General features: G+C 71.2%; 27 protein-coding genes, 2 tRNA genes and 1 other RNA gene. 18 read left to right on the top strand and 12 right to left on the bottom strand.

Annotation, left to right across the window (positions count from 1 at the left end; all coding sequences use genetic code 11):
* The first annotated feature begins 37 nt into the window (after positions 1 to 37).
* The 6 genes from AB0F89_RS02025 (at position 38) to AB0F89_RS02000 (ending at position 4,718) form a co-directional block, all read left to right on the top strand.
* Positions 38 to 2,095, top strand: a complete 2,058-nt coding sequence (locus AB0F89_RS02025) for an ATP-dependent DNA helicase UvrD2 (RefSeq protein WP_367131959.1) — start codon at positions 38 to 40, stop codon at positions 2,093 to 2,095.
* Positions 2,096 to 2,495: 400 nt separating this feature from the next.
* Entirely contained in the window at positions 2,496 to 2,720 is a 225-nt protein-coding gene (locus AB0F89_RS02020; RefSeq protein ID WP_367131957.1) for a hypothetical protein, read from the top strand.
* Between the two features lie 148 nt (positions 2,721 to 2,868).
* Entirely contained in the window at positions 2,869 to 3,267 is a 399-nt protein-coding gene (locus AB0F89_RS02015) for a WhiB family transcriptional regulator (RefSeq protein WP_367131955.1), read from the top strand.
* Complete coding sequence (locus tag AB0F89_RS02010; RefSeq protein WP_367131953.1) at positions 3,264 to 3,488, top strand: hypothetical protein; 225 nt, start codon at positions 3,264 to 3,266, stop codon at positions 3,486 to 3,488. Before AB0F89_RS02015 ends, AB0F89_RS02010 begins: the two co-directional genes overlap by 4 nt.
* A gap of 124 nt (positions 3,489 to 3,612) precedes the next feature.
* Positions 3,613 to 4,542: a trans-aconitate 2-methyltransferase gene (locus AB0F89_RS02005; RefSeq protein WP_367131951.1), complete on the top strand. Its 930-nt coding sequence runs from the start codon at positions 3,613 to 3,615 to the stop codon at positions 4,540 to 4,542.
* Positions 4,539 to 4,718, top strand: coding sequence for a hypothetical protein (locus AB0F89_RS02000; protein WP_367131949.1), 180 nt, complete (start codon positions 4,539 to 4,541; stop codon positions 4,716 to 4,718). The genes AB0F89_RS02005 and AB0F89_RS02000 overlap by 4 nt, the downstream gene beginning before the upstream one ends.
* A 243-nt stretch (positions 4,719 to 4,961) precedes the next feature.
* On the opposite strand, the gene AB0F89_RS01995 is transcribed toward AB0F89_RS02000, so the two are convergent.
* The 4 genes from AB0F89_RS01995 to AB0F89_RS01980 all read right to left on the bottom strand — a co-directional run bounded on the left by AB0F89_RS01995 (position 4,962) and on the right by AB0F89_RS01980 (position 8,362).
* On the bottom strand, positions 4,962 to 5,585 hold the full coding sequence (locus tag AB0F89_RS01995; protein ID WP_367131947.1) for a hypothetical protein: 624 nt from the start codon (positions 5,583 to 5,585) through the stop codon (positions 4,962 to 4,964).
* A gap of 81 nt (positions 5,586 to 5,666) precedes the next feature.
* Positions 5,667 to 6,977, bottom strand: coding sequence for an ABC1 kinase family protein (locus AB0F89_RS01990; RefSeq protein WP_367131945.1), 1,311 nt, complete (start codon positions 6,975 to 6,977; stop codon positions 5,667 to 5,669).
* A gap of 85 nt (positions 6,978 to 7,062) precedes the next feature.
* Entirely contained in the window at positions 7,063 to 8,073 is a 1,011-nt protein-coding gene (locus tag AB0F89_RS01985) for a ThiF family adenylyltransferase (RefSeq protein ID WP_367131943.1), read from the bottom strand.
* Positions 8,074 to 8,206: 133 nt separating this feature from the next.
* Complete coding sequence (locus AB0F89_RS01980) at positions 8,207 to 8,362, bottom strand: DUF5679 domain-containing protein (protein WP_015098458.1); 156 nt, start codon at positions 8,360 to 8,362, stop codon at positions 8,207 to 8,209.
* A gap of 204 nt (positions 8,363 to 8,566) precedes the next feature.
* Here AB0F89_RS01980 and AB0F89_RS01975 point away from each other — a divergent pair, with 204 nt between their 5' ends.
* Complete coding sequence (locus tag AB0F89_RS01975) at positions 8,567 to 9,094, top strand: M48 family metallopeptidase (RefSeq protein WP_367131940.1); 528 nt, start codon at positions 8,567 to 8,569, stop codon at positions 9,092 to 9,094.
* A gap of 7 nt (positions 9,095 to 9,101) precedes the next feature.
* On the opposite strand, the gene AB0F89_RS01970 is transcribed toward AB0F89_RS01975, so the two are convergent.
* Complete coding sequence (locus AB0F89_RS01970) at positions 9,102 to 10,451, bottom strand: zinc-dependent metalloprotease (RefSeq protein ID WP_367131938.1); 1,350 nt, start codon at positions 10,449 to 10,451, stop codon at positions 9,102 to 9,104.
* Between the two features lie 81 nt (positions 10,452 to 10,532).
* Between AB0F89_RS01970 and AB0F89_RS01965 the strand changes: the two genes are divergently transcribed.
* Positions 10,533 to 11,618: a PDZ domain-containing protein gene (locus tag AB0F89_RS01965; RefSeq protein WP_367131936.1), complete on the top strand. Its 1,086-nt coding sequence runs from the start codon at positions 10,533 to 10,535 to the stop codon at positions 11,616 to 11,618.
* On the opposite strand, the gene AB0F89_RS01960 is transcribed toward AB0F89_RS01965, so the two are convergent.
* Positions 11,615 to 12,157: a PPA1309 family protein gene (locus AB0F89_RS01960; protein ID WP_367138654.1), complete on the bottom strand. Its 543-nt coding sequence runs from the start codon at positions 12,155 to 12,157 to the stop codon at positions 11,615 to 11,617. The genes AB0F89_RS01965 and AB0F89_RS01960 overlap by 4 nt on opposite strands.
* 130 nt (positions 12,158 to 12,287) lie before the next feature.
* On the opposite strand from AB0F89_RS01960, the gene AB0F89_RS01955 reads away from it, so the two are divergent.
* The 3 genes from AB0F89_RS01955 (at position 12,288) to AB0F89_RS01945 (ending at position 15,651) form a co-directional block, all read left to right on the top strand.
* Positions 12,288 to 15,272, top strand: a complete 2,985-nt coding sequence (locus AB0F89_RS01955) for a UPF0182 family protein (RefSeq protein ID WP_367131934.1) — start codon at positions 12,288 to 12,290, stop codon at positions 15,270 to 15,272.
* A gap of 94 nt (positions 15,273 to 15,366) precedes the next feature.
* A tRNA-Met gene (locus tag AB0F89_RS01950) sits at positions 15,367 to 15,443 on the top strand.
* A gap of 134 nt (positions 15,444 to 15,577) precedes the next feature.
* Positions 15,578 to 15,651 (top strand) — tRNA-Met (locus AB0F89_RS01945).
* A 56-nt stretch (positions 15,652 to 15,707) separates the two neighbouring features.
* Here AB0F89_RS01945 and AB0F89_RS01940 read toward each other — a convergent pair.
* On the bottom strand, positions 15,708 to 15,905 hold the full coding sequence (locus AB0F89_RS01940; protein WP_367131932.1) for a hypothetical protein: 198 nt from the start codon (positions 15,903 to 15,905) through the stop codon (positions 15,708 to 15,710).
* Positions 15,906 to 16,296: 391 nt separating this feature from the next.
* On the opposite strand from AB0F89_RS01940, the gene AB0F89_RS01935 reads away from it, so the two are divergent.
* From AB0F89_RS01935 to AB0F89_RS01910, 6 genes are all read left to right on the top strand, one after another.
* A complete protein-coding gene (locus AB0F89_RS01935) occupies positions 16,297 to 16,797 on the top strand; it encodes a PadR family transcriptional regulator (protein WP_367131930.1) in 501 nt (166 codons plus the stop codon).
* A 51-nt stretch (positions 16,798 to 16,848) separates the two neighbouring features.
* Positions 16,849 to 17,949: a peptide chain release factor 2 gene (prfB, locus tag AB0F89_RS01930; RefSeq protein WP_367131928.1), complete on the top strand. Its 1,101-nt coding sequence runs from the start codon at positions 16,849 to 16,851 to the stop codon at positions 17,947 to 17,949.
* A gap of 77 nt (positions 17,950 to 18,026) precedes the next feature.
* Positions 18,027 to 18,716, top strand: a complete 690-nt coding sequence (ftsE, locus tag AB0F89_RS01925; RefSeq protein ID WP_360797428.1) for a cell division ATP-binding protein FtsE — start codon at positions 18,027 to 18,029, stop codon at positions 18,714 to 18,716.
* Between the two features lie 52 nt (positions 18,717 to 18,768).
* Positions 18,769 to 19,671 (top strand): permease-like cell division protein FtsX, encoded by a 903-nt coding sequence (gene ftsX / locus AB0F89_RS01920; RefSeq protein WP_367131926.1) that lies wholly within the window; start codon positions 18,769 to 18,771, stop codon positions 19,669 to 19,671.
* 29 nt (positions 19,672 to 19,700) lie between these two features.
* The gene (gene smpB / locus AB0F89_RS01915) at positions 19,701 to 20,177 is read left to right on the top strand and encodes an SsrA-binding protein SmpB (protein ID WP_367131924.1); all 477 of its coding nucleotides are present in this window, start codon (positions 19,701 to 19,703) and stop codon (positions 20,175 to 20,177) included.
* Positions 20,174 to 21,049: an amidohydrolase family protein gene (locus AB0F89_RS01910; protein ID WP_367138652.1), complete on the top strand. Its 876-nt coding sequence runs from the start codon at positions 20,174 to 20,176 to the stop codon at positions 21,047 to 21,049. The genes smpB and AB0F89_RS01910 overlap by 4 nt, the downstream gene beginning before the upstream one ends.
* Here the strand turns inward: AB0F89_RS01910 and AB0F89_RS01905 are convergent.
* Positions 21,036 to 21,680, bottom strand: a complete 645-nt coding sequence (locus tag AB0F89_RS01905; RefSeq protein WP_367131922.1) for a response regulator — start codon at positions 21,678 to 21,680, stop codon at positions 21,036 to 21,038. The genes AB0F89_RS01910 and AB0F89_RS01905 overlap by 14 nt on opposite strands.
* The gene (locus AB0F89_RS01900; protein WP_367131920.1) at positions 21,668 to 22,915 is read right to left on the bottom strand and encodes a sensor histidine kinase; all 1,248 of its coding nucleotides are present in this window, start codon (positions 22,913 to 22,915) and stop codon (positions 21,668 to 21,670) included. The genes AB0F89_RS01905 and AB0F89_RS01900 overlap by 13 nt, the downstream gene beginning before the upstream one ends.
* Before the next feature lie 166 nt (positions 22,916 to 23,081).
* Here AB0F89_RS01900 and ssrA point away from each other — a divergent pair.
* Positions 23,082 to 23,454: a transfer-messenger RNA gene (gene ssrA / locus AB0F89_RS01895) on the top strand.
* Positions 23,455 to 23,511: 57 nt separating this feature from the next.
* Here ssrA and AB0F89_RS01890 read toward each other — a convergent pair.
* From AB0F89_RS01890 to AB0F89_RS01880, 3 genes are read right to left on the bottom strand one after another with little or no spacing between them, the layout of a single operon-like run.
* Positions 23,512 to 23,904, bottom strand: a complete 393-nt coding sequence (locus AB0F89_RS01890; RefSeq protein ID WP_367131918.1) for a hypothetical protein — start codon at positions 23,902 to 23,904, stop codon at positions 23,512 to 23,514.
* A gap of 52 nt (positions 23,905 to 23,956) precedes the next feature.
* Positions 23,957 to 24,283, bottom strand: a complete 327-nt coding sequence (locus tag AB0F89_RS01885) for a hypothetical protein (RefSeq protein ID WP_367131916.1) — start codon at positions 24,281 to 24,283, stop codon at positions 23,957 to 23,959.
* Positions 24,280 to 24,858: a bifunctional DNA primase/polymerase gene (locus AB0F89_RS01880; RefSeq protein ID WP_367131915.1), complete on the bottom strand. Its 579-nt coding sequence runs from the start codon at positions 24,856 to 24,858 to the stop codon at positions 24,280 to 24,282. Before AB0F89_RS01880 ends, AB0F89_RS01885 begins: the two co-directional genes overlap by 4 nt.
* Positions 24,859 to 24,996: the final 138 nt, after the last annotated feature.

Genomic DNA, 24,996 nt, shown 5'->3' with positions numbered 1-24,996 from the left:
ACGGGAGTACTCGCTGTGCTCTGCGAGGATGCAGCGCATGGACCGGCTGCTGGAGGGACTCGACCCGGAACAGCGCGCCGCCGTGGAAGCACCGCGGGGCCCGGTCTGCGTGCTGGCGGGCGCGGGCACGGGCAAGACCCGCACCATCACGCACCGCATCGCTCACCTGGTCCAACGCGGCCACGTCGCCGCCGGTCAGGTCCTCGCCGTCACGTTCACCGCACGTGCCGCGGGCGAGATGCGCACCCGGTTGCGCGCGCTCGGCGTGCACGGCGCGCAGGCCCGCACGTTCCACGCCGCCGCGCTGCGCCAGCTCCGCTACTTCTGGCCGCGCGTGGTCGGCGGCGAGCAGTGGCAGCTGATCGACCGCAACAAGCTGCGGCTGGTCGCCCAGGCCGCCAACCGGACGGGGCTGTCCACCGAGTCGGACTCGCTGCGCGACCTCGCGGGCGAGATCGAGTGGGCCAAGGCGTCGCTGGTCGCCCCCGACGACTACCCGGCCGCCGCCGGGCGCACGAGCCGCGACACGCCCGCGCCCGCCGAGCAGGTCGCGCAGGTGTACCGGACCTACGAGCAGCTGAAGAACCAGGCGCAGCTGCTCGACTTCGACGACCTCCTGCTGCACACCGCGGCGGCGCTGGAGGAGCACGGCGAGGTCGCGCAGGAGTTCCGCGACCGCTACCGGTGCTTCGTGGTGGACGAGTACCAGGACGTCACGCCGTTGCAGCAGCGCGTGCTCGACGCGTGGCTCGGCGAGCGCGACGACCTGACCGTCGTCGGCGACGCGAACCAGACCATCTACTCGTTCGCCGGCGCCTCGCCGCGTCCGCTGCTGGACTTCCCGCGCCGGTTCCCCGAGGCCGTCGTGGTGCGGCTGGAGCGGGACTACCGGTCGACGCCGCAGGTCGTTGGCCTGGCCAACGAAGTGATCAAGTGGGCGCGCGGCAGGCCGGCCGGGTCGCGGCTGTCGCTGATCGGGCAGCGCCCGGACGGGCCGAAGCCGACGTTCACCGAGTTCGACGACGAGTCGCTGGAGGCGGCGGCCGTCGCCCGGCGGGTGAAGGCGCTGCTGGACGAGGGCGTGTCGGCCAGCGAGATCGCCGTCCTCTACCGGGTGAACGCCCAGTCGGAGGTGTTCGAGCAGGCGTTGGCCGAGGTCGGCGTGCCCTACCAGGTGCGCGGCGGCGAGCGGTTCTTCCAGCGGGCCGAGGTGCGGCAGGCGGTGGTCGCGCTGCGGTCGGCGGCGGCGCACGAGCCGACCGGCGAGCTGCCGAAGGTGGTGCGCGAGGTGCTGGCCGGGATCGGCCTGACCGACGAGCCGCCCGCCGGCGGGACGGCCCGGGAGAAGTGGGAGTCGCTGCTCGCGCTGGTCGAGCTGGCCGAGGAGCTGGTCACCACCGTCGAGGGCGCGGACCTGCCGAAGTTCGTCGCCGAGCTGGAGCTGCGGGCCGAGGCGCAGCACCCGCCGACCGTGGAGGGCGTGACGCTGGCGTCCCTGCACGCGGCGAAGGGTCTGGAGTGGGACGCGGTGTTCCTCGTCGGGCTGGTCGAGGGGACGTTGCCGATCCAGCACGCCGACGGCGACGACGCGGCGATCGAGGAGGAGCGCAGGCTGCTGTACGTGGGCGTGACGCGCGCCCGTGAGCACCTGTGGATGTCGTGGGCGCTGGCCAGGGCCGCGGGCGGTCGCCGGTACCGGCGGCGCAGCCGGTTCCTCTACGGCCTCGTGCCGGACGACCACCCGGCGTCGCGGACGGCGGCCAAGCGCGAGCCGCTGCAGAAGCGGCCCAAGCCGCAGTGCCGGGTGTGCGGCTCGGCGCTGGTGGACTCGCGGTCGGTCAAGCTGAGCCGGTGCGCCTCCTGCCCGTCCGACCTGGACGAGGAGCTGCTGACCAAGCTGCGGGCGTGGCGGGCGGACCGCGCGCGCGAGCTGAAGGTGCCCGCGTACGTGGTGTTCACCGACGCGACGCTGGTCGCGATCGCCGAGCAGCGGCCCGAGGACGTCGCCGGGCTGGTGTCCATCTCCGGCATCGGCGCCGCCAAGCTCGACCGCTACGGCGAGGACGTGCTGGCGCTCGTGCGCGGTGGCCGCTGACTCCTGGGCACGCTGACCCCTGGGCGCATCGACCCCAGCCGTTGACCTCCGGCCGTTGACCTCCGGGCGGCCGGCTCCCGGCCGACGGTGCCGGTGGTGCCACGGCCCGCCGGTCCTGCGCCGGTGGTGCTTTCAGCCGACAGCCAACCTCGTGGTGGTCGACGGGTCCGGTCGCGCCCGGCTCGCCCGGCGGGCGGGTGGTCCGCGGGTGTGTTCACCCCCTGCCCCTCTGTGCAGGGCAAACGCAGAAATCTCACCCGATCGACAGGTATTTGGAAAAAGCAGTTGCACCCGTCCTGCGCGGGGTCATAACCTGCTGAGGCCGGGCGCGAAGCGCCCGCTGGGGATTCAGAGCTAGAGCTGGCAGTCGAGTCAAGAGCACCCGAGGAGGTGACCGGTCGTGGACGCAATCATCAAGTGCCTCCGCACTCCCGGTGACCTGATGACCGGGGTGCGACTGGTTTCCGGCGCCGCTCACCTCTCGTGGGAGAAGTCTGCCCGCGATCGCCACGCCTTCATGCGGGGCGTCGAGCGAGTTCAGCTGATCCAGGTGCCGGCGCCGTACGCGCCGACCGTTGTCCCGACTCAGAACGTTGCGCCGTCCGCGCAAGAGCGAAGTACCTGACCACCTCGTAGTCAGGCCACCAGCTCACGAAGGCCGCGGACCCGTAACCGGATCCGCGGCCTTCGTGCTGTTCACACCCGTTTTGCCGCAAGACCGCAAGTGCGCACGACAAATACCCCGTGCAAGACCCTTGACAGGAGTCCACCTGATGTTGACCGCGACCGTCCCCATAAACGGGACGTTGTCCACCGAGTCGGAGCTCGCCGGAGCGGGTGTCGCCACCTTGATCGACACCGCGCCCGACGCCGGCTTGGAACTTCCTTGCCGCACCAACAACCCGGACCTGTGGTTCGCCGACGCGCCGGCGGAGCTGGAGGAGGCGAAGCGGTTCTGCGCCACCTGTCCGGTCATCGCGGAGTGCCTGGCCGGTGCGATCGCTCGCCACGAGCCCTGGGGGGTCTGGGGCGGCGAGATCTTCGAGCGCGGAGCTGTGATCGCGCGGAAGCGTCCCCGTGGGCGCCCGCGCAAGGACGCAGCACCCGTTGTTCCCGCGGCGCCCGCCGCGACCGTTGTCCGGGGGGCTAACGACCAGGAGGCCGCCGCGTGACCACGTACCGATCGACCGCAGACGAAGCGATGCTCATCGAAGCCAACCCCAAGGGGAACCCCATGCTGCTCGAAGAAAACCTCGCCAGATCCCGAATGCATGACGCGGAGATATTCGCGCGACAGCATCGGCTGGCCCACCGGCTCGTCGTCGCCCGCAGGTGGCGTCGGCTGGCCGGATGGGCCCAGCGCAGGGCGGCCCTGAAGGCCCACGCGCTCTGATGCACGCCCCGGCCCGCCGCTCCCGTCCCATGACGGGGCCGGCGGGCCTCGGCGTACCCGCTCGCGGTCGGCCGAGGGGTGTTCCGGTGGGAAGGTCCGACATCCCGTAGGTACGGTTCGGCGTGTGGCCGCTCACTCTCACCACCATGCCCACGCCCACACCCACGCCCACACCCATGACGGCATCGACTGGGCGTCCCGGCTGACCTCGCTGCGGCAGGTCGACGAGCTGGACGCCGAGGCGCGGCGCGTGGTCGCGCGCAGACTCGTGCGCACCCTGCCCGACAACCCGACCGTGCTCGACGTCGGCAGCGGTTCCGGCGGGATGAGCGTGGCCCTGGTCGAGGCGCTGACCGCCCGGGGCGGTGGCACCGTCGTCCTGGTCGACGCCACGCCCGAGCTGCTGGACGCCGCCGCCGGCGCGGCCCGTGCCGCGGCCAGCTACGAGGCGGACACCACCACGGCGACCGTGCGCGTCCGGCCGGTGCTCGCCGACCTCGCGACCGAGCGGCCGGTCGGGATCGCCGGGCCGGCCCACTTGGTGTGGGCGTCGAACGTCGTGCACCACCTCCCTGATCAACGTGCGGCTGTGTTCGGGTTGGCCGAGGCCCTGGTGCCCGGCGGTTGGCTGGCGCTCGCCGAGGGCGGGCTGGACGGCAAGTTCCTGCCGTTCGACCTCGGGATCGGTGAGCCCGGGTTGCAGAACCGGCTGACCGCGGCGCGCGCCCAGTGGTTCTCGCGGATGCGGGAGGACACCGGGGGCGAGACCCGGATGCCCGGCGGCTGGAACACCGTGCTCGCCGACGCCGGACTGGTGGACGTGACCGCGTTCAGCTACCTGGTCGACCACCCGGCGCCGCCGGGGCAGGCGGTGCGCGACTGGGCGGTGGACCAGCTGAAGTGGCACGAGCAGGTCGCCGGCGACCTGCTCCACCCCGCCGACCGGCGCACGGTCAGGAAGCTGCTCGATCCACAGGACCCCTCCTTCCTGGGGTTGCGCGATGACGTGTTCCTGCTGACGGCCAACACCGTCCACCTCGGTCGCAAGCCGTGAGCGAGGTGTGCGCCCGCTGCGGGCGGACTCGGTCGTCCGTCACGGACCCGGCCCAGCTGCTGGCCTGGGTGCGGGAGCGGGAGCGCGGGGTCGACCAGTGGTTGTGCCACGTGTGCGCGCGGGCGCACGTGCGGGACATCGAGGGCAAGCTCCCTTCGGAGTACTGGTCTGGTTGAGGCCGGTTCCGGGGGCGAGTCGGGACCAGGTCGGGGCGGGCCGAGCAGGGGTGAGCCAAGCCGGGTCGGGTGGGTGTGGGGCGTGGGCTCGGGGTGCCCGGTGCCCGGTGGCCGGTGGCGGGTGCCTGGTGGCGGGTGCGCGGTGGCGGGTGCTCGGGGCGATGCTGGCGCACTGGCGCGTGCCGGGTGCTGCTGTGGGCGGACGACTGCGCGGCGGTCAGTGGTGGCGGTCAGTGGTGGAGGTCAGCGGAGGCGGGCAGGGGCTGTGGTCAGTGGTGGCGGTCGGTCGGCGCTTGTGGTCGGCGGTTGTGGTTGGCGGAGGAGGGTGGAGAGGAGCTTCAGGGCCGATCTCGGCGTCGCGGTGCCGCGTTTGCTGCCCGCGTTCAGCTCCGCCGTCAGCCCCCGGACGGTGCACAGGCCCTCGCGCACCGCGGTGGCGAGCAGGTGGTGCTGGCGCAGGGCGTCCGGCTCGTGGCGGGCGGCGTCGAGGACGGCACGGGTCGGTTCGGCCAGGGGCAGGCCGGATCGCCGGACCACGGCCGGTGGTCTGGTGGTGCGCTCCACCAGCACGTGGTCGGGGCACGAGCGGCGGGTGGCGGCCGGTTGGAGCAGGTGTATGCGGGGCGGGGGCGGTAGTGACCGCAAACCGTGGGCCCGCAGCGCGTCGATGCCGGTCACCACGGCGCGGGGGCCCGCGTAGGCCAGGGCCGCGCGCAGGCGCTGGTCACGGGTCGGCGGCGCGGCGCCGAGCAGGAGGACGCCCGGCAGGATGCGCTGCCAGGGGCCGCCGGGGCGGCACTTCAGGTCGATGACGTGGGCGGGCACGCCCGCGGCCTTCAGGTCCGACGCTTTGATCACTGGGGTCATGGGGTCGATCCTCCGGCGGGCGCCGGAAGACTGCCACGGGGTGTTCGTGATCTGTGGACAAGTGGGCGGGCTGTGGACAACTCAGTCGTCGAAGCCCGGTTGCCAGCGGGCGACGATGGCCCTGGCCCGCACGTTCGCGTCGAGCTGGCAGAGGATGCCGGTCGCGCCGAGCGTCACCCTGTGGATGAGCAGGTACTGCGGGGGCAGGTTCAGCGACCTGCCGGTCTGCGAGTCCGGGCTGCGGAGGTCGCCGACGCGCTCGGCCTGCTGCTGCAGCCACCGGCGGGTGAAGTGGAACGTCTCCGCCCGCAGCGGCTCGACGAACGGCGCCAGGTAGTTCAGCACGTCCTCCTCGCGCAGCTCCGTCCCCGGCCGGATGAAGTGCTCGGACCGGAGCAGTTCCACCAGGTCGTTGGACCGGCCGTCGAGCGCCAGCCTGGTCATCAGGCCGAGCGTCCTGGGCAGCCCCTCCGGCAGCCGGGCGACGGCGCCGAAGTCGAGCACGCGCAACCGGCCGTCCGCGCCGAGCATGAAGTTGCCGGGGTGCGGGTCGGCGTGCAGCAGCCCGGACCGGCTGGGCGCGGAGAAGTGGAACTCCGACAGCAGCTGCCCGGCCAGGTCGCGCTCGTCCCGCCCACCCTCGCGGATGATCTTCGACAGCGGCGTCCCGTCGGTCCACTCGGTCACCATGACCTTCGGCGAGCTGGCCACCACCCGCGGCACCAGCACCCGGTCGTCGCCGTCGAACGCCTTGGCGAACACCCGCTGGTTGGTCGCCTCGGTCCGGTAGTCCAGCTCCTCCAGGTACCGGTCGCGCAGCTCCTCCAGCAGCGGCTTGACCTCGGCGCCCGGCACGACCGCCTGCAGCACCCGGCTGAACCGCAGCAGGGTGTTCAGGTCGCTCTGCAACGCCTCGTCGGCGCCGGGGTACTGCACCTTGACCGCCACGTCGCGGCCGTCGTGCCACACCGCCCGGTGCACCTGCCCGATGCTCGCCGACGCGGCGGGGGAGTCGTCGAACGACGTGAACCGCTTCGCCCACCCCGAGCCCAGCTGCTCGGCCAGCACCCGGTGCACGGTGCGCGCGGGCATCGGCGGCGCGGCGGTCTGGAGCTTGGTCAACGCCTCGCGGTACGGCTCGGCCAGCTCGTCCGGCACCGCCGCCTCGAACACGCTCAGGGCCTGGCCGAACTTCATCGCGCCGCCCTTGAGCTGCCCGAGCACCGCGAACACCTGCTCCGCGGTCTTCGCCGACACCTCGGCGCTGACCTCCTCGGAGCTGCGGCCTGCCAAGCGCTTGCCCCAGCCGCCCACCACCCGGCCGGCCACCCCGAGCGGGAGGCTGGCCAGCTTGGCGGTGCGCTGCACGGCCTTGCGCGGGATCTCGCTCACCCGGTGATTCTCCTCCGCCGGTTCACGTGTTCGCAGTGGTTCACGCCTCTCCCACAGAACCTACACAGCCCACCCTGAGGGTGGTTCACCTCGCGTGACGGCACTCGCAGCGCGGGTGCACCGGCGCGATCCGGTGCTCGACCACCCCGGTGAACGCGTCCACCTCCAGCGTCGCGTCCCAGGTCGGCGGCCTGGTCACGGCGGGTTCCGAGCGGTCGAGCGCCAGCAGCGCCTGCCCGACGGCGACCCCGGCGGTGGCCGTGACGGTGGCCAGGTCGGCCTGCTGCGCCCGGTCGACCAGCTGCGCGGCGATCAGCGGCCACGCCGGGTCCGCGTCGGCCCGGTGCCGGTCCGCGCACCTCAGGCAGCTGCTCCGACCAGGCACGACGAGCGGCCCCACCACGCCGAGCCCCTCCCGCACCCGCACGGCCAGGTGCGGCGTGCCGTCGGCGACGAGCTGGTGCAGCAGCTCCGGGGCGGGCACCAGCGCGTCGGCCAGCACCACCAGGTCCACGCCGCGCCCCACCGGCCGCACGGTCGGGCACGCCCGCCGCACGGCGTCCCGGGCCGCCTCCGCGCGCGGCCTGCCGACGTCCGCCTCGGTGTAACCCGATCCGGTGTCCTCAGGCCCGACCCGGCCACGCGCTACCACCCGAACGTGTGCCACTCCAGAGGCGGCCAGGAGGGCGGCGACCGTCACGGCGAGCCGGCCTTCACCGTGCACGACGACGGACGCGGCGGCACGGGCGGCGGGCAGCCCCACGGCGCGGCGACGGGTCCGCAGCGCCCACCCGGTCACCTCGGCGACCAGCCGGGGGTGCGGCGCCGGCACGGACTCCTCGACCAGCCCGGCCTGCGCCAGCCCGTGCAGCACACCGGTGAACTCGGCCGCCTGATCGCCGTGCCCGGCGAGGCGTTCACGCAGGTCGGAGAGGGTGTGCTCGCCGTTGAGGTCGAGCAGGGCGGACGCCATGGGCTCGGGCACGTCCTCGACCAGCATGGCGTGCCGGGGGTCGGTCCCGATCTGCACCACGTCGTCCCGGCGGCGCAGCAGCGGCAGCCCGGGCAACACCCTCGGGCGGTTGGGTAGGTCCACACCGGCAGCCTGCCCGCGTCGGCCGGAACGGCAAAATGCCTGTCCACAGGCTTCGGATTTGTCCACAGGGGACCATCGGGGGCTTGACGGGCGGCCGGGCGCGCACTCCGGGAGCCCGGCCACCCGCCCGCGATCAGACCTTCGCCTTGCCGAGGATCCGGGTCACCGTGGTACCGCAGACCGGGCACTTGCCCTTGGCCATCCTGCGGTTGTTGCTCTCGTGCACCTCGCCCGTGAAGTCCCGCTTCTCACGGCACTTGACGCAGTAGCCGTTGTAGGTCTCGGCCACGGCTTCCTCCCTTGTTTCGAGAGTGCGGGGCGATCTGCGCCACACTCGGGGGTTGCGCTGAACGCTACCTCCGGGAACGCGCCTCCGCTGCACGCCGCGTCGAGCGTGTCCAGCCGCCTTTCGGAGGAACCTTCCGGCACGCCCCCGCACGGACCGCCGCTTGGCCGCCGCGGATTGTCGGTCCCTGGCCTTACCGTGAACGCCATGCCCGAACCGCAGGTGGAGGTGCGGCGCAGCGCCCGGCGCCGTCGCATGGTGAGCGCGTACCGCGAGGGGGACACGGTCGTGGTCCTGCTGCCGGCCCGCATGAGCAAGAGCGAGGAGAAGCACTGGGTGGCGGAGATGCTGAGCCGCCTGCAGCGCAGCGAGACCCGCCGGCGCTCGCCGACGCGCACGTCCGACGCCGCCCTGCTGGCCCGGTGCGAGGAGCTGGCCGGGAAGTACCTGGACGGCGTGCTGCCGAGCAGCGTGCGGTGGGTGCCGCCGATGCGCACGAGGTGGGCGTCGTGCACGCCGAGCGAGGGCACGATCCGGATCAGCGAACGGCTGCGCGACGTGCCCGCGTGGGTGCTCGACTACGTGCTGGTGCACGAGCTGGCGCACCTGACCGTGCCCGGCCACGGCAAGGACTTCTGGCTGCTCGTGCACAGGTACCCGAAGGCCGAGCGGGCCATCGGGTACCTGGAGGGCATCTCGGCCGCGGCGGGCCTGGGGATCACCGAGGAGGACTGACCGGGGCCTACTCCCCGGTCTTGCCCTCCGGGCCCTTGTCGTCCGAACCCTTGTCGGTCTCCGCGCCCTCGCCGTCCTCCGCGCGGAGCGTCCGCTCCAGCTCGGCCATCGGGTCTTCCAGCGCCTTGCGCGTCCGGCCGAACCGCTCGGCGAACTCCATCGGGTCGTCCAGGTCCTCCGCCGTGGGCACCAGGTCGGGGTGGTCCCACACGCCGTCCCGCTGCTCGACGCCGTGCTGGTCGGTCAGCAGCTTCCACAGCGCCGCCGCCGAGCGGTGCCGGCGCGGCCGCAGCTCCAGGCCGACCAGCGTGGCGAACGTCTGCTCCGCCGGACCGCCGGACGCGCGCCGCCTGCGCAGCGTCTCCCGCAGCGCCTCGGCGCCGGGCAGCCGCTCGCCGACCGCCTCGTTCACCACCACGTCCACCCAGCCCTCGACCAGGGCCAGCAGCGTCTCCAGGCGGGTCAGCGCGGCCTTCTGCTCGGGCGTGGTCTGGGGTTCGAGCATCCCCGACTTCATCGCCTCTTCGATGCTCGCCGGGTTCGCCGGGTCGATCTGCCCGGCCAGCTGCTCCAGCGCCGACGTGTCGACGGTGATGCCGCGGGCGAACTCCTCCACCGTGTCCAGCAGCCGCTGCCGCAGCCACGGCACGTGGCTGAACAGCCGCTGGTGCGCCGCCTCGCGGGCGGCCAGGAACACCAGCACCTCGCTGGCGGGCCGCTCCAGGCCCTCGGTGAACTTCTCGATGTTCGCCGGCAGCAGCGCCGCGGTGCCCTCGGGCCCGAGCGGCAGGCCGACGTCGGTCGAGGTCAGCACCTCCGCGCCGAGCTGCGCCAGCGCGCCGCCCAGCTGCGAGCCGAACGCCATGCCGCCCATCTGCCCGAGCATCGACAGCAGCGGGCCGGCGGCCTCCTTCGCCTCGGCGGGCATCGCCTCGACCCAGGCGCCGGACACGCGCCGGGCCACCGGGTCGCACAGCCGCTGCCACGTCGGCAGCGTGCGCTCCACCCAGTCGCGCGCGCTCCAGCCCTGCGTCGTGCGCGAGCCGGCGGGCAGCGCCGTCACCGGGTCGAGCCACATCTCCGCCAGGTGCACGGCGTCGGTCACGGCGCTGTTCTGGTCCGGGGTGAACCCGATGCTCGGGCCGCCGGCGCCGGCGAGCTGCTGGAGGGCGATCTGCTTCGCCAGGTCGTAGTTGACCGGCCCGGACGACGTGCCCGAGTTGCTGAACATCGCACCGAGCTGGCTCAGCATCGCGCCGAGCTGGTTGAAGTCGAAGGGATTCTCCCCCTGGTCCCCGGGTTTGCGGTTGCGGTCGTCGGGGTCCTGCGGGCCGAACCCGAAGGGCAGGTCACTCATGGGTCCACGGTACGCGGCACGGGCACCCCGCGTGGGACCGGTTCGCCGGCAGCGTGACGCCGTGGTCGTACCCTGTCGGGCGTGACCGAAGGCACCGACACCGCCGTGGACCAGGCACCGACCCCACCGCACGCGCCTCGGCGCGGCCTCACCCGGCGGACGTGGACCCTCGTGGTCAGCCTCGCGGTCGTGCTGGCGCTCGGGTTGCTCGGCGGGTTCGCCCGGGTGCCCTACGTCGCCCTCGGCCCCGGGCCGACCTACGACACGCTGGGCCAGGTCGACGGCGGCGACGTGGTCTCGGTCGATGGCCAGGAGACGTTCCCGACCGGCGGCAGGCTCACCATGACGACGGTGTCGCTCACCGACGACGTGTCGCTGTTCGGCGCGCTCGGCCTGTGGATCAGCGGCCGGTACGCGCTCGCGCCGCGCGAGGAGTTCTTCCGGCCCGGCGAGTCGGAGCAGGAGGTCCGCGACCAGAACGTGAAGGCGTTCAAGGACTCGCAGAGCAGCGCCGAGGTCGCCGCGCTGAGCTACCTCGACTACCCGATGAAGGTCGTCGCCGCCGAGATCACCAAGGACACCGCGGCCGACAGCGTCCTGGAGCCGGACGACCGGCTGCTGGAGGTCAACGGCAAGCCGATCGCCAGTGCCGACGACGTGCGCGCCGCGCTGGAGAGCACCAAGCCCGGCGACGCGGTCGAGCTGACGTTCCAGCGCGGGACCGAGCGCAAGACCGCCACCGTCACCCTCGGCCGCACCGAGGGCCGGGAGACGGGCTTCCTCGGCGTGCTGCCGCTGGACCGCGCGGACGTCCCGTTCGAGATCAAGATCAGCCTGAGCGACGTCGGCGGCCCGTCCGCGGGCCTGCTGTTCGCGCTGTCGATCGTCGACAAGCTCACCCCGGGCGAGCTGAACGGCGGCCAGTCCGTCGCGGGCACCGGCGAGATCAACGACCGGGGCGAGGTCGGCCGGATCGGCGGCATCCAGTTCAAGATGGTCGCCGCCCGCGAAGGCGGCGCCACCGTGTTCCTCGTGCCCGCCGGCAACTGCGACGAGGCCAAGCAGCACGCCCCCGAGGGCCTGCGCCTGGTCCGGGTCGAGAAGCTGGACGACGCCGTCCAGTCCCTGGAGTCCCTGAGCAAGGGCGGCGACGCGCCGAGCTGCTAGGGCTTCAACGTCTCCAGCAGCGCCCTGGTCAGGTTCGGCGCGAGCTCGGGGTGCGCCACGACCTCCTCGGGCACGTCCACGCTGCCGCGCAGCCGCAGCACGCACGCCGCCGAGCCGTCCCGCAGCACCGCCGCCACCAGCCGGGCCTCCCGGCGCTGGGGGTGCTCGGCGGCGAACCGGCGCGCCTCCTCGTCGTCCAGCTCCTGCTCGGTGAGCTGGGCCTCGGCGTCCGGCGGCAGCACGACGATCTCCTGCGCCAGCGCGCACCCGCGCACCACGTCGGGCCAGACGATGCCGGCGAGCGCCCGGTCCAGCTCGTCGTCCGGCAGCGAGTCCTGCGCGATCGGGGTCAGGGGCGAGGTCTCCGGGTCGAGCTGGCCCGCCAGCTCCGGCTGCTGGGCCAGCAGCTCCGACGTCGGGACCAGCGCGAACAGCTGGGTCGGCTGGTTCCACCCGGCGGTGGACACGAACTCCTCGACCTCGCGGGCGACAGCGGGCAGCACCACGGGCGGCGTTTCACTGGCTGACACGCCCGCAATGGTCGCATCCGCGCCGGTGAAGCCGACAATCAGATCAGAACGACCGACCCGGCGGGGAACCCTCAGCGGCCTCCGTAGAGTTGGACAGAACGTCAGCAAACGCCACTACCGCGATCCAGGAGCGTGCCCCGTGGCCACACGGCCCCCGGTCGGACTGCCCAGGCTGTCCCGTCGCAGCCGGATTCTGCTCATCGTCGGTGCGGTGCTCCTGGTCGGTCTGATCACCGGCTCAAGGCTGCTCGGCACCTACGTCAACTGGCTCTGGTTCGGCGAGGTCGGCTTCCGCAGCGTCTACGGCACGGTGCTCGCGACCCGGTTCGGGTTGTTCTTCGCCGTCGGACTGCTGGTGGGCGGCCTCGTCGCGCTGAACCTGTACCTCTCCTACCGCACCCGGCCGGTGTTCGTGCCGGTGTCCGGCCCCGACGACCCGGTGGCCCGCTACCGCGCGGTGGTCGGCAAGCGGATGAAGCTGTTCGGCATCGGCCTGCCGGTGCTCGTCGGCCTCATCGCCGGCACCTCGGCCCAGGCCGACTGGCAGGTCGTCCAGCTGTTCCTCAACTCCACCCCGTTCGGCGTGGGCGACCCCGAGTTCGGCCACGACATCGGCTTCTACGCCTTCCAGCTGCCGTTCTACACCTGGCTGCTGTCGTGGCTGTTCATCGCCACGGCCGTCGCGTTCGTGGCCGCGGTGGTGGCGCACTACCTGTTCGGCGGCATCCGGCTGGCGGGCCGCGGCGGGCAGCTGTCCGGGCCCGCGCGCACCCACCTGGCGATCGTGGCCGGCGTGTTCATCCTGCTCAAGGCGGTCGCGTACTTCTTCGACCGGTACACGCTGCTGTTCTCCGAGCGCAACAGCAAGTTCAACGGCGCGAGCTACACCGACCTCAACGCGGTGCTGCCCGCCAAGCTGATCCTGCTGTTCATCGCGGTCTTCTGCGCCATCGCGTTCTTCGCGGGCGCGGTGCTGCGCAACCTGCAGCTGCCGGCGATCGCGACCGTGCTGCTGGTGCTGTCCTCGATCCTGGTCGGCGCGGCGTGGCCCGCGGTGCTGGAGCAGTTCTCGGTGAAGCCGAACGCCATCGAGAAGGAGGCCGAACCCATCGGCCGCAGCATCGACGCCACCCGGCAGGCCTTCGGGTTGACCGAGGACAAGGTCGAGAGCGTGCCCTACGCGGGCAAGCAGAACGTCTCGCTGGACGAGCTGAAGAACGACCAGGCGACGGTGGGCAACGTCCGGCTCCTCGACCCGGCCGTCATCTCCAAGACGTTCACCCAGTTCCAGCAGCTGCGGCCGTTCTACGCGTTCCCGGAGAAGCTGGACGTCGACCGGTACCAGGTGAGCGGGCAGCCGCAGGACTACATCGTCGCGGTGCGCGAGCTGTACACCGCGGGCATCCCGCAGGGCCAGCGCGACTGGATCAACCAGCACCTCATCTACACCCACGGCAACGGCATGGTGTTCGCCGAGGCCAGCAAGGTGAACTCGCCCGCGGACGAGGGCGGCAACGGCGGCTACCCGGTGTTCGAGGTGGCGCAGGTGGGCCAGGACGGCAAGGTCCAGCCCGGCCCGTTCGGCGTGGAGCAGCCGCGCACCTACTTCGGCGAGATGGGCCTGCCCGGCGACTACGCCATCGTCGGCGGCCGCGGCGAGGGCGCGCCCGGCGAGTACGACACCGACGGCTCGCAGTACACCTACGAAGGCCAGGGCGGCGTCCGCATCGGCGGCCTGTTCAACAAGATGGTCTTCGCCGCCGCGTACGGCGAGCGGAACATCCTGTTCAACTCGGCCGTCGACGACGAGTCGCGCATCATCTTCAACCGCAACCCGCGCGACCGCGTGCAGAACGTGGCGCCGTGGCTGACCGTGGACGGCGACCCGTACCCGGCCGTGGTCGACGGCCGCATCACGTGGATCGTCGACGGCTACACCACGCTCGACAACTACCCGTACGCGCGCCGCACGGCGCTGGGCGACGCCACGAACGACTCGCTGCCGGGTGTCGCGCAGCAGCCGAACCGGGAGATCAGCTACATCCGCAACTCGGTCAAGGCCACTGTGGACGCCTACGACGGCACCGTGACCCTGTACGAGATGGACACCCAGGACCCGGTGCTCAAGGCGTGGATGGGCGTGTTCCCGGGCACGGTGAAGCCCAACAGCGACATGACGCAGTCGCTCAGGGAGCACCTGCGCTACCCGGAGGACCTGTTCAAGGTCCAGCGCGAGATGCTGTCGCAGTACCACGTGGACAACCCGCGCGACTTCTACTCCGGCGTCTCGTTCTGGGACGTGCCGTCCGACCCGACCATCGACAACGCCACCACCGTCGAGGCCCAGCAGCAGGGCGTGCAGCAGCACCGCGACCGGCAGCCGCCGTTCTACGTGCTGGCGGGCGACCCGACCGGCGCCTCGGACAAGGTCAGCTTCCAGCTCACCAGCGCGCTGGTGCGGCTGAACCGCGAGTTCATGGCCTCGTACGTGACAGTCGGGTCGGACCCGGACAACTACGGCAAGATAAAGGTGCTGACGCTCAACAACGAGGCCAAGGGTCCACAGCAGATCCAGACCACGTTCCTCACCAACGGCGAGGTCAGCGGTGAGCTGAACCTGCTCACCCAGCGGCAGACCAAGGTCGTCTACGGCAACCTGCTGACCCTCCCGGTGGGTGGTGGCCTGCTCTACGTGGAGCCCATCTACATCGAGCGGGCCAGCCAGAACACCCAGTTCCCGCAGCTGTTCAAGGTCCTGGTCAGCTTCGGCGACAAGGTGGGCTACGCGCCGACGTTGAGCGAGGCGATGGAGAAGGTGCTGTCCGGCGCCTCGTCCCAGGTGCCCGACCCGGGCAACGGCGAGCAGCCGCCGACCTCCACGCCGTCCACCACGCCCACCCCTCCGGGTGACGGGCAGCAGGGCGGCACGGAGGTGGAGCAGGCCGTGCGGGACATCCAGTCGGCCCTGGCCCGGGTGCGGGCGGCCACCGCCAGCGGTGACTTCTCCGAGCTGGGCAGCGCCTACGAGGCGCTGGACGCGGCGACGAAGAGGTTCGAGACGGCCAGCGCGTCGACCTCGCAGCCGCCGTCGTCGGTCCAGCCCTCGCCGACGCCGACCGGCTGACCTGCGCCGATATTGCCGTCGGGTGGCCCCGGACACGTTCGGGGCCACCCGATTTGCATTCCTGTAGACCAGGGGCGTAGAGTTCTAAATGCAGCGCGGGGTGGAGCAGCTCGGTAGCTCGCTGGGCTCATAACCCAGAGGTCGCAGGTTCAAATCCTGTCCCCGCTACCACGTGAATGGCCCTGGAGTTCCGACTCCGGGGCCATTCGCATTTCCGCCCTCGTAGGGCGGTTGAGCTGCGGTGGAGGTGTTGAGGGGACCCCCGTGAAAAGGGGTTCCGGGGACGTGTATAGTTGTCCTTGCAGCGCGGGGTGGAGCAGCTCGGTAGCTCGCTGGGCTCATAACCCAGAGGTCGCAGGTTCAAATCCTGTCCCCGCTACTACGTGAAAGGCCCCTCGGAGTTCCGACTCCGGGGGGCCTTTCGCTTTGCCGGGCTCAGGTCATGTTCTCGGCCCAGTACTGGGCGCAGGTGAGCGAGCACACCCGGCCCTCGCCGCTGACGGTGCGGTGCCTGCGGACCTGCTTGCCGCAGACCATGCACTCGTCCTTGCCTGCCTGCTCCGGGATCGTGCCGGACGCCCAGGCGCGGGCGTTGCGGACCACCTTCGTCCCCGTCTGCCATTTGATGCCCACCGCTGACCTCCAGTCGAACAAGCGCATGCGAACGAACACCCGTGGTAATGGTCCCACCACCCGACGTGTTTGCCACGTCGAAAGCCGCACATCACCGTGTTGTGCTATCCGGGACGGCCCCCGCGGGGGCGGAACGAACGCGGCGCGTGACCCGCGCTGCCGTTCGAGTGAACGCAAAAGTGCGGTTTCCCTTGTGTTCCAATGGATTTCCACTCCGGGTGGACAAGGGCGGTCAAGCGGCCGAACGCGTGGCGTTGATCAGCGGGCGGTTACGCAGCGATGCTTTGCGTTGCTCCGCTTGGCCCAACTCCACTAGCCCGTGATCAGCCACAGTGGACAGAACGGCTGACCATTGTGGACAGCGACCGGTGAGCGTGGCACCGTTGGCGGTGTGTCGGACCTGAATGCTACGGCGGCCGCCCTGCTCGGGCTGCTGCACGACGGACCCAAGACCGGTGGCCAGCTCGTGGCTGAGGCCGGAGAGCGCTTCGGCGCGTTCTTCAGCGTCACCCGCAGCCAGGTCTACCGCGAGCTGCCCGCGTTGGCCGACGCGGGCCTGCTTCGCCTCGGCAAGCAGGGCCCCCGTTCCAGCCAGCAGTACGTGCTGACCGCGGCGGGCAAGAAGGCGTTCAAGAACTGGCTGCTCTCCGAGCCGGGGCCGGACCACCTGCGCAGCCCGTTGATCCTGCGCCTGGTGCACGCGGGCTCCCTGACCGCCAAGCAGCGGCAGGCGCTCGTGGACTCCGCCCGCGCGCGCTACGGCGCCGAGCAGGAGGCGGCCAGGACGGCGGTCAAGACCGCCGAGGACGCCTACGCCAAGGCCGTGGCCGAGTTCGGCCTCGCGCACGCCAAGGCGGTGCTCAAGCTGCTCGACGCCATCCCCACGGCCTGAACCGCGCCCACCGGTCGCACTCGGCGGCCGGTGCCGGCGTAATCTTGGCACGTGAATCCCGACGTCGAAGCAGACATCAAGGACCTCTCCGCCACGCTTTCGAGCATCGAGGCGGTGATGGACCTCGATGCGCTGCGCGCCCAGGTCGCCGAGCTGGAGCAGGCGGCGGCCCGGCCGGACCTCTGGGACGACCAGGAGAAGGCGCAGCGGGTCACCAGCCAGCTCTCGCACAAGCAGGGCGAGCTGCGGCGCGTCACCGGCCTGCGCGACCGGATGGACGACCTCTCGATCATGTACGAGCTGGCCGAGGACGAGGGTGACGCGGGCAGCCTCGCCGAGGCCGACACCGAGCGCGCGAAGCTGCGCGAGGAGATCTCCTCGCTGGAGGTCCGCACGCTGCTGTCCGGCGAGTACGATGAGCGCAACGCGCTGGTCACCATCCGCGCCGAGGCGGGCGGCGTCGACGCGGCCGACTTCGCCGAGATGCTGCTGCGGATGTACTCGCGCTGGGCCGAGCGCCACGGCTACGGCGTGGACGTGTTCGACACCTCCTACGCGGAGGAGGCGGGCATCAAGTCCGCGACGTTCCGCGTCACCGCCCCCTACGCCTACGGCACGCTGAGCGTCGAGCAGGGCACCCACCGGCTCGTGCGCATCTCGCCGTTCGACAACCAGGGCCGCCGGCAGACGTCGTTCGCGGGCGTCGAGGTGGTGCCCGTGGTCGAGCAGACCGACCACGTCGACATCGACGAGAAGGACCTGCGGGTCGACGTCTACCGCTCGTCCGGCCCCGGCGGCCAGGGCGTCAACACGACCGACTCGGCGGTGCGCCTGACGCACATCCCGACCGGCATCGTGGTCTCCTGCCAGAACGAGCGCTCGCAGCTGCAGAACAAGGCCACCGCGATGGCCGTGCTGCAGGCGAAGCTGCTGGAGCGCCAGCGCCAGGAGGAGCAGGCGAAGATGGACGCCCTCAAGGACACCGGTTCCAGCTGGGGCAACCAGATGCGCTCCTACGTGCTGCACCCCTACCAGATGGTCAAGGACCTGCGCACCGAGCACGAGGTCGGCAACCCGTCCGCGGTGCTCGACGGCGAGATCGACGACTTCCTGGAGGCCGGCATCCGCTGGCGCAAGCAGCACCAGTCCTGATCGGTCAAGCCCCCGGAAGTGGGTAAGGGGCGGGCGAGACGGAGGCTTTACCCGGCCCGCGAGTACACTCGCCCCTCGTGATTCGCCTCGAACACGTGTCCAAGGTCTACAAGAGCTCCGCGCGTCCCGCGCTCGACAACGTCTCGGTCGAGATGGACAAGGGCGAGTTCGTGTTCCTCATCGGGCCTTCCGGTTCCGGGAAGTCCACGTTCCTGCGGCTGCTGCTGCGGGAGGAAGTGCCCAGCAAGGGCCGCGTGTACGTGTCGAACTTCGACGTGGCCAAGATGTCCCGGCGCAGGGTCCCCCGCCTGCGCCAGTCCATCGGCTGCGTGTTCCAGGACTTCCGCCTGCTGAGCAACAAGACGGTGGCGGAGAACGTCGCGTTCGCGCTCGAAGTCATCGGCAAGCCCCGCAACACCATCGTGAAGGTGGTGCCCGAGGTGCTGCAGCTGGTCGGCCTCGACGGCAAGGCGGACCGGATGCCGCACGAGCTGTCCGGCGGTGAGCAGCAGCGGGTCGCGATCGCCCGCGCGTTCGTCAACCGGCCGCTGGTGCTGCTCGCCGACGAGCCGACCGGGAACCTGGACCCGGACACCAGCCAGGACATCATGCTGCTGCTGGAGCGGATCAACCGCACCGGCACGACGGTGCTGATGGCCACCCACGACCACTCCATCGTCGACTCCATGCGCCGCCGCGTGGTCGAGCTGGACCACGGCCGCATCATCCGCGACGACGCGCGGGGTGTTTACGGCGTGGGCCGCTGAGCCCGGCGCCGCCGACCCCCTCATCCCCCGACCCTGAGGAACGTTCCCCCCGATGCGTACCAGCTTCGTGTTCAGCGAGGTCGTCACCGGCCTGCGCCGGAACGTCACGATGACCATCGCGATGATCCTCACGACCGCGATCTCGCTCTTCCTGTTCGGCGTGGGCCTGCTGGTCGTCAACATGGTGGGCAAGATGCAGGACGACTACCTCGGCCAGCTCGAGGTGGCCGTGATGCTCACCAACGACATCAGCGTGAACGACAAGGACTGCACGCAGCAGCCGTGCACCGGCCTGCGCAGCCAGCTGGAGACCACGTCCGGGGTCGAGTCCGTCGTCTACGAGAACCGCGACAAGGGCTACGAGCGGTTCAAGAAGCTCTTCGAGTCCCAGCCCGAGCTGGCCGAGCTGGCCCGCCCGGAGGCCATCCCGGCCATGTTCCGGGTCAAGCTGGAGGACGCCGAGCGGTCCGACGTGATCGTGCAGGCGTTCACCGGCAAGGCCGGCGTGAAGAAGGTCGACGACCAGCGCGAGGACCTGGACCGGCTGTTCGGCTTCCTGAACGGCGTGCGCGACGCGGCGCTGGCGCTGGCGCTGCTCCAGGCGTTCGCGGCGCTGATGCTGATCTCGAACACCATCCAGGTGTCGGCGTTCACCCGGCGCACCGAGGTCGGCATCATGCGGCTGGTGGGCGCCACCCGCTGGTACACGCAGCTGCCGTTCCTCATCGAGGCGGTGGTCGCCGGCGTCATCGGCGCGGTCGTCTCGATCGGGCTGCTCGTGGCGACCAAGGTCTTCCTGCTCAACCGGGTGCTGGGCGACCTGTTCGCGTCCAACATCATCCCCGAGGTGAGCATGGTGGAGATCCTGTTCATCTCACCCATCCTGGTCGGCGTGGCGGTGCTGATCTCGGCGTTGACCGGCTACGTCACGCTGCGCCTCTACGTGCGCCTTTAACCGCTGGCGCGCTCGCGTAAGGTTTCCCCATGGTCAAGGAACGCGGTCAGAAGGTGATCGCGTCGAACCGCAAGGCTCGGCACGACTACACCATCCTCGACACCTACGAAGCGGGTGTCGTGCTCGTCGGCACCGAGGTGAAGAGCCTGCGCATGGGCCGGGCGTCCCTTGTGGACGCGTTCGGCCAGGTGGACGACGGCGAGATCTGGCTGCACGCGCTGCACATCCCGGAGTACGTGGCGGGCACCTGGACCAACCACGAGGTGCGCCGCAAGCGCAAGCTGCTGCTGCACAAGAGCGAGATCGAGCGGCTGATCGGCAAGACCAAGGAGAGCGGTCTGTCGCTGATCCCGCTGTCGATGTACTTCAAGGACGGGTACGTCAAGGTCGAGCTGGCGCTGGCGCGCGGCAAGAAGTCGTACGACAAGCGGCAGGACCTGGCCAAGCGCGACGCGCAGCGGGAGATCCAGAAGGCGCACGGCCGGGCGTTGAAGGGGCGGTACTGACGCTGATCGGCGGGGTGCCGGGACTGGTCGACGTGCACGTCCACTTCATGCCCCAGCGCGTGCTGGACAAGGTGTGGGCGTTCTTCGACGAGGCTTCCCGGCACTACGGCGTCGACTGGTCGATCCGGTACCGGCTGCCCGAGGCCGAGCGGCTGGCCGCGCTGCGGTCGTTCGGCGTGGTCGGGTTCGCGCCCCTGGTCTACCCGCACAAGCCGGGCATGGGCGAGTGGCTGACGGACTGGGCGCTGGACTTCGGCGCCAGGGTCGACGGCGCGGTGCCGACCGCGACCCTGTACCCGGAGCCGGGCGTCGAGGCGTACGTGGCGCGGGCGCTGTCGGCCGGCGCCCGGTGCTTCAAGGCGCACGTGCAGGTCGGCGGCTACGACCCGCGCTCGCTGGACGGCGCGTGGGGGCTGCTGGCCGAGGCGCGGGCGCCGGTGGTCGTGCACTGCGGGCACGGGCCGGTGCCGGGCGCGCACACCGGGCTGGACGTGTTCGAGGACGTGCTGCGGGCGCACCCGTCGCTGGTGGCGGTGCTGGCGCACGCCGGGATGCCGGACTACCTGGGCGCGTTGGACCTGGTCGCCCGGTACGACGGGGTGCACCTGGACACCACGATGGTCGGCGTGCCGTTCACCGAGGCGCGGGCGGCGCTGCCCGCGGACTGGGCGGCGCGGCTGGTCGACGTCACCGATCGGGTGGTCCTCGGTTCGGACTTCCCGAACATCCCGTACGACTACTCGGCGCAGCTGGACGCGATCGAGGGCTGGGCCGCCGCCGACGACCGGCTGGGCGAGCCGTTCCTGCGGGCCGTGCTGCACGACAACGGCGCCCGGCTGCTGGGTATCGGCCCCGGTCTCAGCCCAGGTTGAGGTAGGCGAGCACGGCGCGCACCCGGCGGTGCTCGGACGTGCTCGGCTCCAGGCCGAGCTTGGCGAAGATGTTGCCGACGTGCTTCTCCACCGCGCCGTCGGAGACGACGAGCGAGGCCGCGATGGCGCCGTTCGACAGGCCCTCCGCCATCAGGCCCAGCACCTCCCGCTCGCGCTGGGTCAGCGAGTCGACCGGGTTGCGCCTGGACCGGACCATGAGCTGCGTGATGACCTCGTGGTCGATGCTCGTGCCGCCGCCCGCGACGCGGCGCACCGAGGCGACGAACTCCGAGACGTCGGCCACCCGCTCCTTGAGCAGGTAGCCGACGCCGTTCGCGCCGCCCGCCAGCAGCTCCACCGCGTACCGCTCCTCGACGTACTGCGAGAGCACCAGCACCGGCAGGCCGGGCACGCGCCTGCGCGCCTCGATCGCGGCCCGCAGGCCCTCGTCGGTGAACGTCGGCGGCATCCGCACGTCCACCAGGGCCAGGTCGGGGCGGTGCTCGTCGATCGCGGCGAGCAGCGCGCCACCGTCCTCCACCGCCGCGACCGTCTCGATCCCCTCGTCGGCGAGCAGGCGCTGCACGCCCACCCGGAGGAGGACCGAGTCCTCCGCGATCACCACGCGCACGGCAGCTCCGTCCGGATCACTGTCGGCCCGCCCAGCGGGCTCACCACGACGACCACGCCGTCGATCGTCGCAGCCCGGTCCGCGAGGCCCGCGAGGCCACCGCCCGGGCGCACCTCGGCGCCACCGTCGCCGTTGTCGGTGACCTCGACCACCACGGAGTTCTCGGTGCGGGAGACCCTGACGTGCGCCGCGGTCGCGCCGGAGTGCTTGGCGACGTTCGTCAGCGACTCGGCGACGGTGAAGTACGCGGTGCTCTCCACGGCTGTCGGCGGGCGCGGCTCGACGTCCACCTCCACCTCGACCGGGATCGGGCAGCGCGCGGCCAGCGACGACAGCGCCGCGTCCAGGCCGCGGTCGCCCAGCACCGACGGGTAGATGCCGCGGGCCAGGTCGCGCAGCTCGGAGATGGCCAGCTTGGCGTCGGCGTGCGCCTCGGCGATCAGCTCGCGGGCCGCGTCCGGGTCGGACTCCATCTTGCCGCGGGCCCGGCCGAGGCCCATGGCCACCGCGACCAGCCGCTGCTGCGCGCCGTCGTGCAGGTCCCGCTCGATGCGCCTGCGCTCCGCCTCGGCCGCCTCGACGCCGCGGGCCCGGCTGGCGGACAGCCGCTGCGCCTCGGCGGACAGCACGCTGGCGCGCGACGGGCCGAGCAGCGTCCGCGCGAGCGCCGCGTGCCCCCGGGCGAGCGCCTTGAGCAGCCGGTACGACAGCAGGCCGAGCAGCAGGCCGAGCGCGCTCACCGGGAGCGCCTTGGCGAATGTGTCGATCACCCACAGGTTGCCGCCGCCGAAGTCGACCTCCCAGGTGGCGGGCAGCGTGTGCAGGTAGAACGGCAGGCCGACGGTGGCCGCGACGGCCGACCACAGCGCCACCGTGACCGCGAACTCGACCGCGCCGAGCGGCAGCATCAGCAGCCAGTAGGAGAAGTCGCGCCACGTCGCCGGGTCCTTCGCGATGGCCTTCGCGCGGGCCGTGGCGGTGTCCGGCAGCGGCCGGTAGGGCCGGGGGATGTCCACGCCCAGCGTCAACCGCAGCCAACCGCGCTCGGCCGTCGCCGCGGCCCGCGCCAGCACCATGGTCAGCACGCCCAGCGGGACGCCGACCCAGATCACCGCGGTGCCCAGGCTGACCGCGCCCAGGGTCACCAGCAGGACGAACCAGAAGATCCCGGTGACCAGGTTCACCAGGAAGTAGCCGCTGATCCGGCCGATGTTCGGGTTGACCCGCGTCACCATGTTCCCCCACCTCCGTGCCGATGTGCCCGACCAGCATCACCCGGACGGGGCGGTCGGAACCATCAGGTCCGCCGGTCGGCGGGGGGTGGGGACAGCCCTACCAACCCAATCGGGATGAAGGCGGGGGCCGGGGGCGTTATGCTGTGCGGAGCAGGACCCACGACACGGGGGTGAACGGTTTCGACTTTGTTCGTTGATTCAAGGGAAGCGTGCCGGTGCAGGCGAGAGACCACCGCAAGCGTCATCGCAAACCAATAAGCGCCGAGTCTAAAGACCAGCGCGCGTTCGCCCTCGCCGCCTGAGGCTAGGAGCAACGCTGTCGGCCCGGAGGAGCCTCCGCTCCGGTCGCCGGCATCAGCTAGGAGGCTCACCGCCGTCCCCGGCCACGGGGGACGGTCGGGACACCCACAGTGGCTGGGCTCATCACGGTGACTTGTCCGCGTGATCACCGGAGCCGAGTAGAGATCTAGCGGACTGCGCACGGAGAAGCCTTGATGAGCCGGCAGAGGACCCGGGTTCGATTCCCGGCACCTCCACCAGCGCGGCCCTACTTGAACCGTGGTCCGCAAGGACCACGCCAAGCAGGTCAGCGTCGGTCATGAGATCAAGAGCGGTCTCTTCCTCCGGGAGGGGCCGCTCTTGGCGTTGGTGACCGAAGTCACATCGACGCCAATCAGTCCGCCGATGCCGTCCGTGAGGGCTTGGCCTTCGATCACGCTCAGTCCGTCGGTAGGCTCGGCGTCGACGTGCAGCTTGCTGAAGATGACCTTGGTGATGGCGCGCTTCACTGCGTCGCTGTCACGGCGGTAGAAGCCCCTGCAGGTCGGCGAGGAGCGTGAGGGCCGCTCCGAAGAAGCTTCGTCCGGCTTCCAGCTTGGTGGTGGTGTCGGCCAGTTGGGCTTGGATCTCCCCGCGTTCCCGCTCGATCGCCGCGAGCTTGCCCTCCCAGCGGTTGAAGGCGACAAGCGCAGGAGGTAGCCCTTGCTCACCTCGGCCACCTCCTGCGGTTCGTGTCTGACTGTGCCCGCCGGTAGTCGGCCCTCAGCGCTGTTGGGCGGTCGCCGCGGCTTCATCGAGCCACACCACATGAACCCGCTGCACCCCAGCCGACTGAGAGCTGATCTCGAACAGCGTCCGGGCGCTCTCCACGCTCTGGGCGTGCAGTTGGAAGTCACCTTCCACGGAATTGACGTCGGCACGGTCCTCGTAGGCCAGGCCGTAACCCGCAACGCGGACGTCCTCGCCGCAGCCGTACTCTTCCACAAGCGCGAACAGCCGTGGCGCCTTCTCCCGCGCCACCTCATGGAGCACGGAGGTCAGCACCTCCATGTTCTCGGCGCTCAGCCCGACATCTGCCAGCCCTGTCATGCGCTCTTCCTCTTCTCGAAGCTCTGGATCAGGTCGGCCAGGGCGTCACCTGGCATCAGGCGGCCACCCGCCTGTTCGGGCGTCACCAGCCAGATCAGCGGCGTGGTTTCCAACGTGCTCGGCGGCAAGGGCATCGGCATCCCGGCCTCCACGACTCGCGCCTCGTGGTTCATGAGCACCGACGGCATCGGCGGCCGGACTAGGAAGTAGGCGATCGGCATGTTCGGGAACGCCAGCACCGGTGTCGGGAACGCGGCGAACCACGGGTTATCCGCAAGCGTCATGACCAGCGACTCGGCCACGGCGAACGCTCCCAGCTCGGAACCGGTCACCATGAAGACGTTCGGCTCGTGCAGTCCCGGCGTCGACCACCACTCGCGGACCAGTTCGGCGTTGGTGGTGGCTTCGTGAATCGGTCGGAGGCAGGGACTGGTGACACGTTGCTCGTCTACGGGGCTAGCGAAGTGTCCGTCCTTCCAGACGGCTCCCGGCAGGACGGGCCAGCCCAGCTCGGCGTAGCTCAGGGCGGCTTGCAAGGTCGTGGACGGTTCGGTGTCCGGTGTGCTGGTCGGCACTGCCTTGCCTCTCTGTTGAGTGATCTTCTGTTGGACTGGAAGCAGGAACGACCTCGAACAGGTCGTCAAACTGCATCGGGGTGAGGGCGACCAGCGCCCCGCCGATGAATGCCGGGCCAGGCTGCAACTCGCCGCCCA

The sequence above is a fragment of the Saccharothrix sp. HUAS TT1 genome (assembly GCF_040744945.1).
Lineage (GTDB): Bacteria > Actinomycetota > Actinomycetes > Mycobacteriales > Pseudonocardiaceae > Actinosynnema.
Note: the sequence above shows the minus strand (reverse complement) of the source record. Positions and strands in the feature narration are given on the sequence as shown.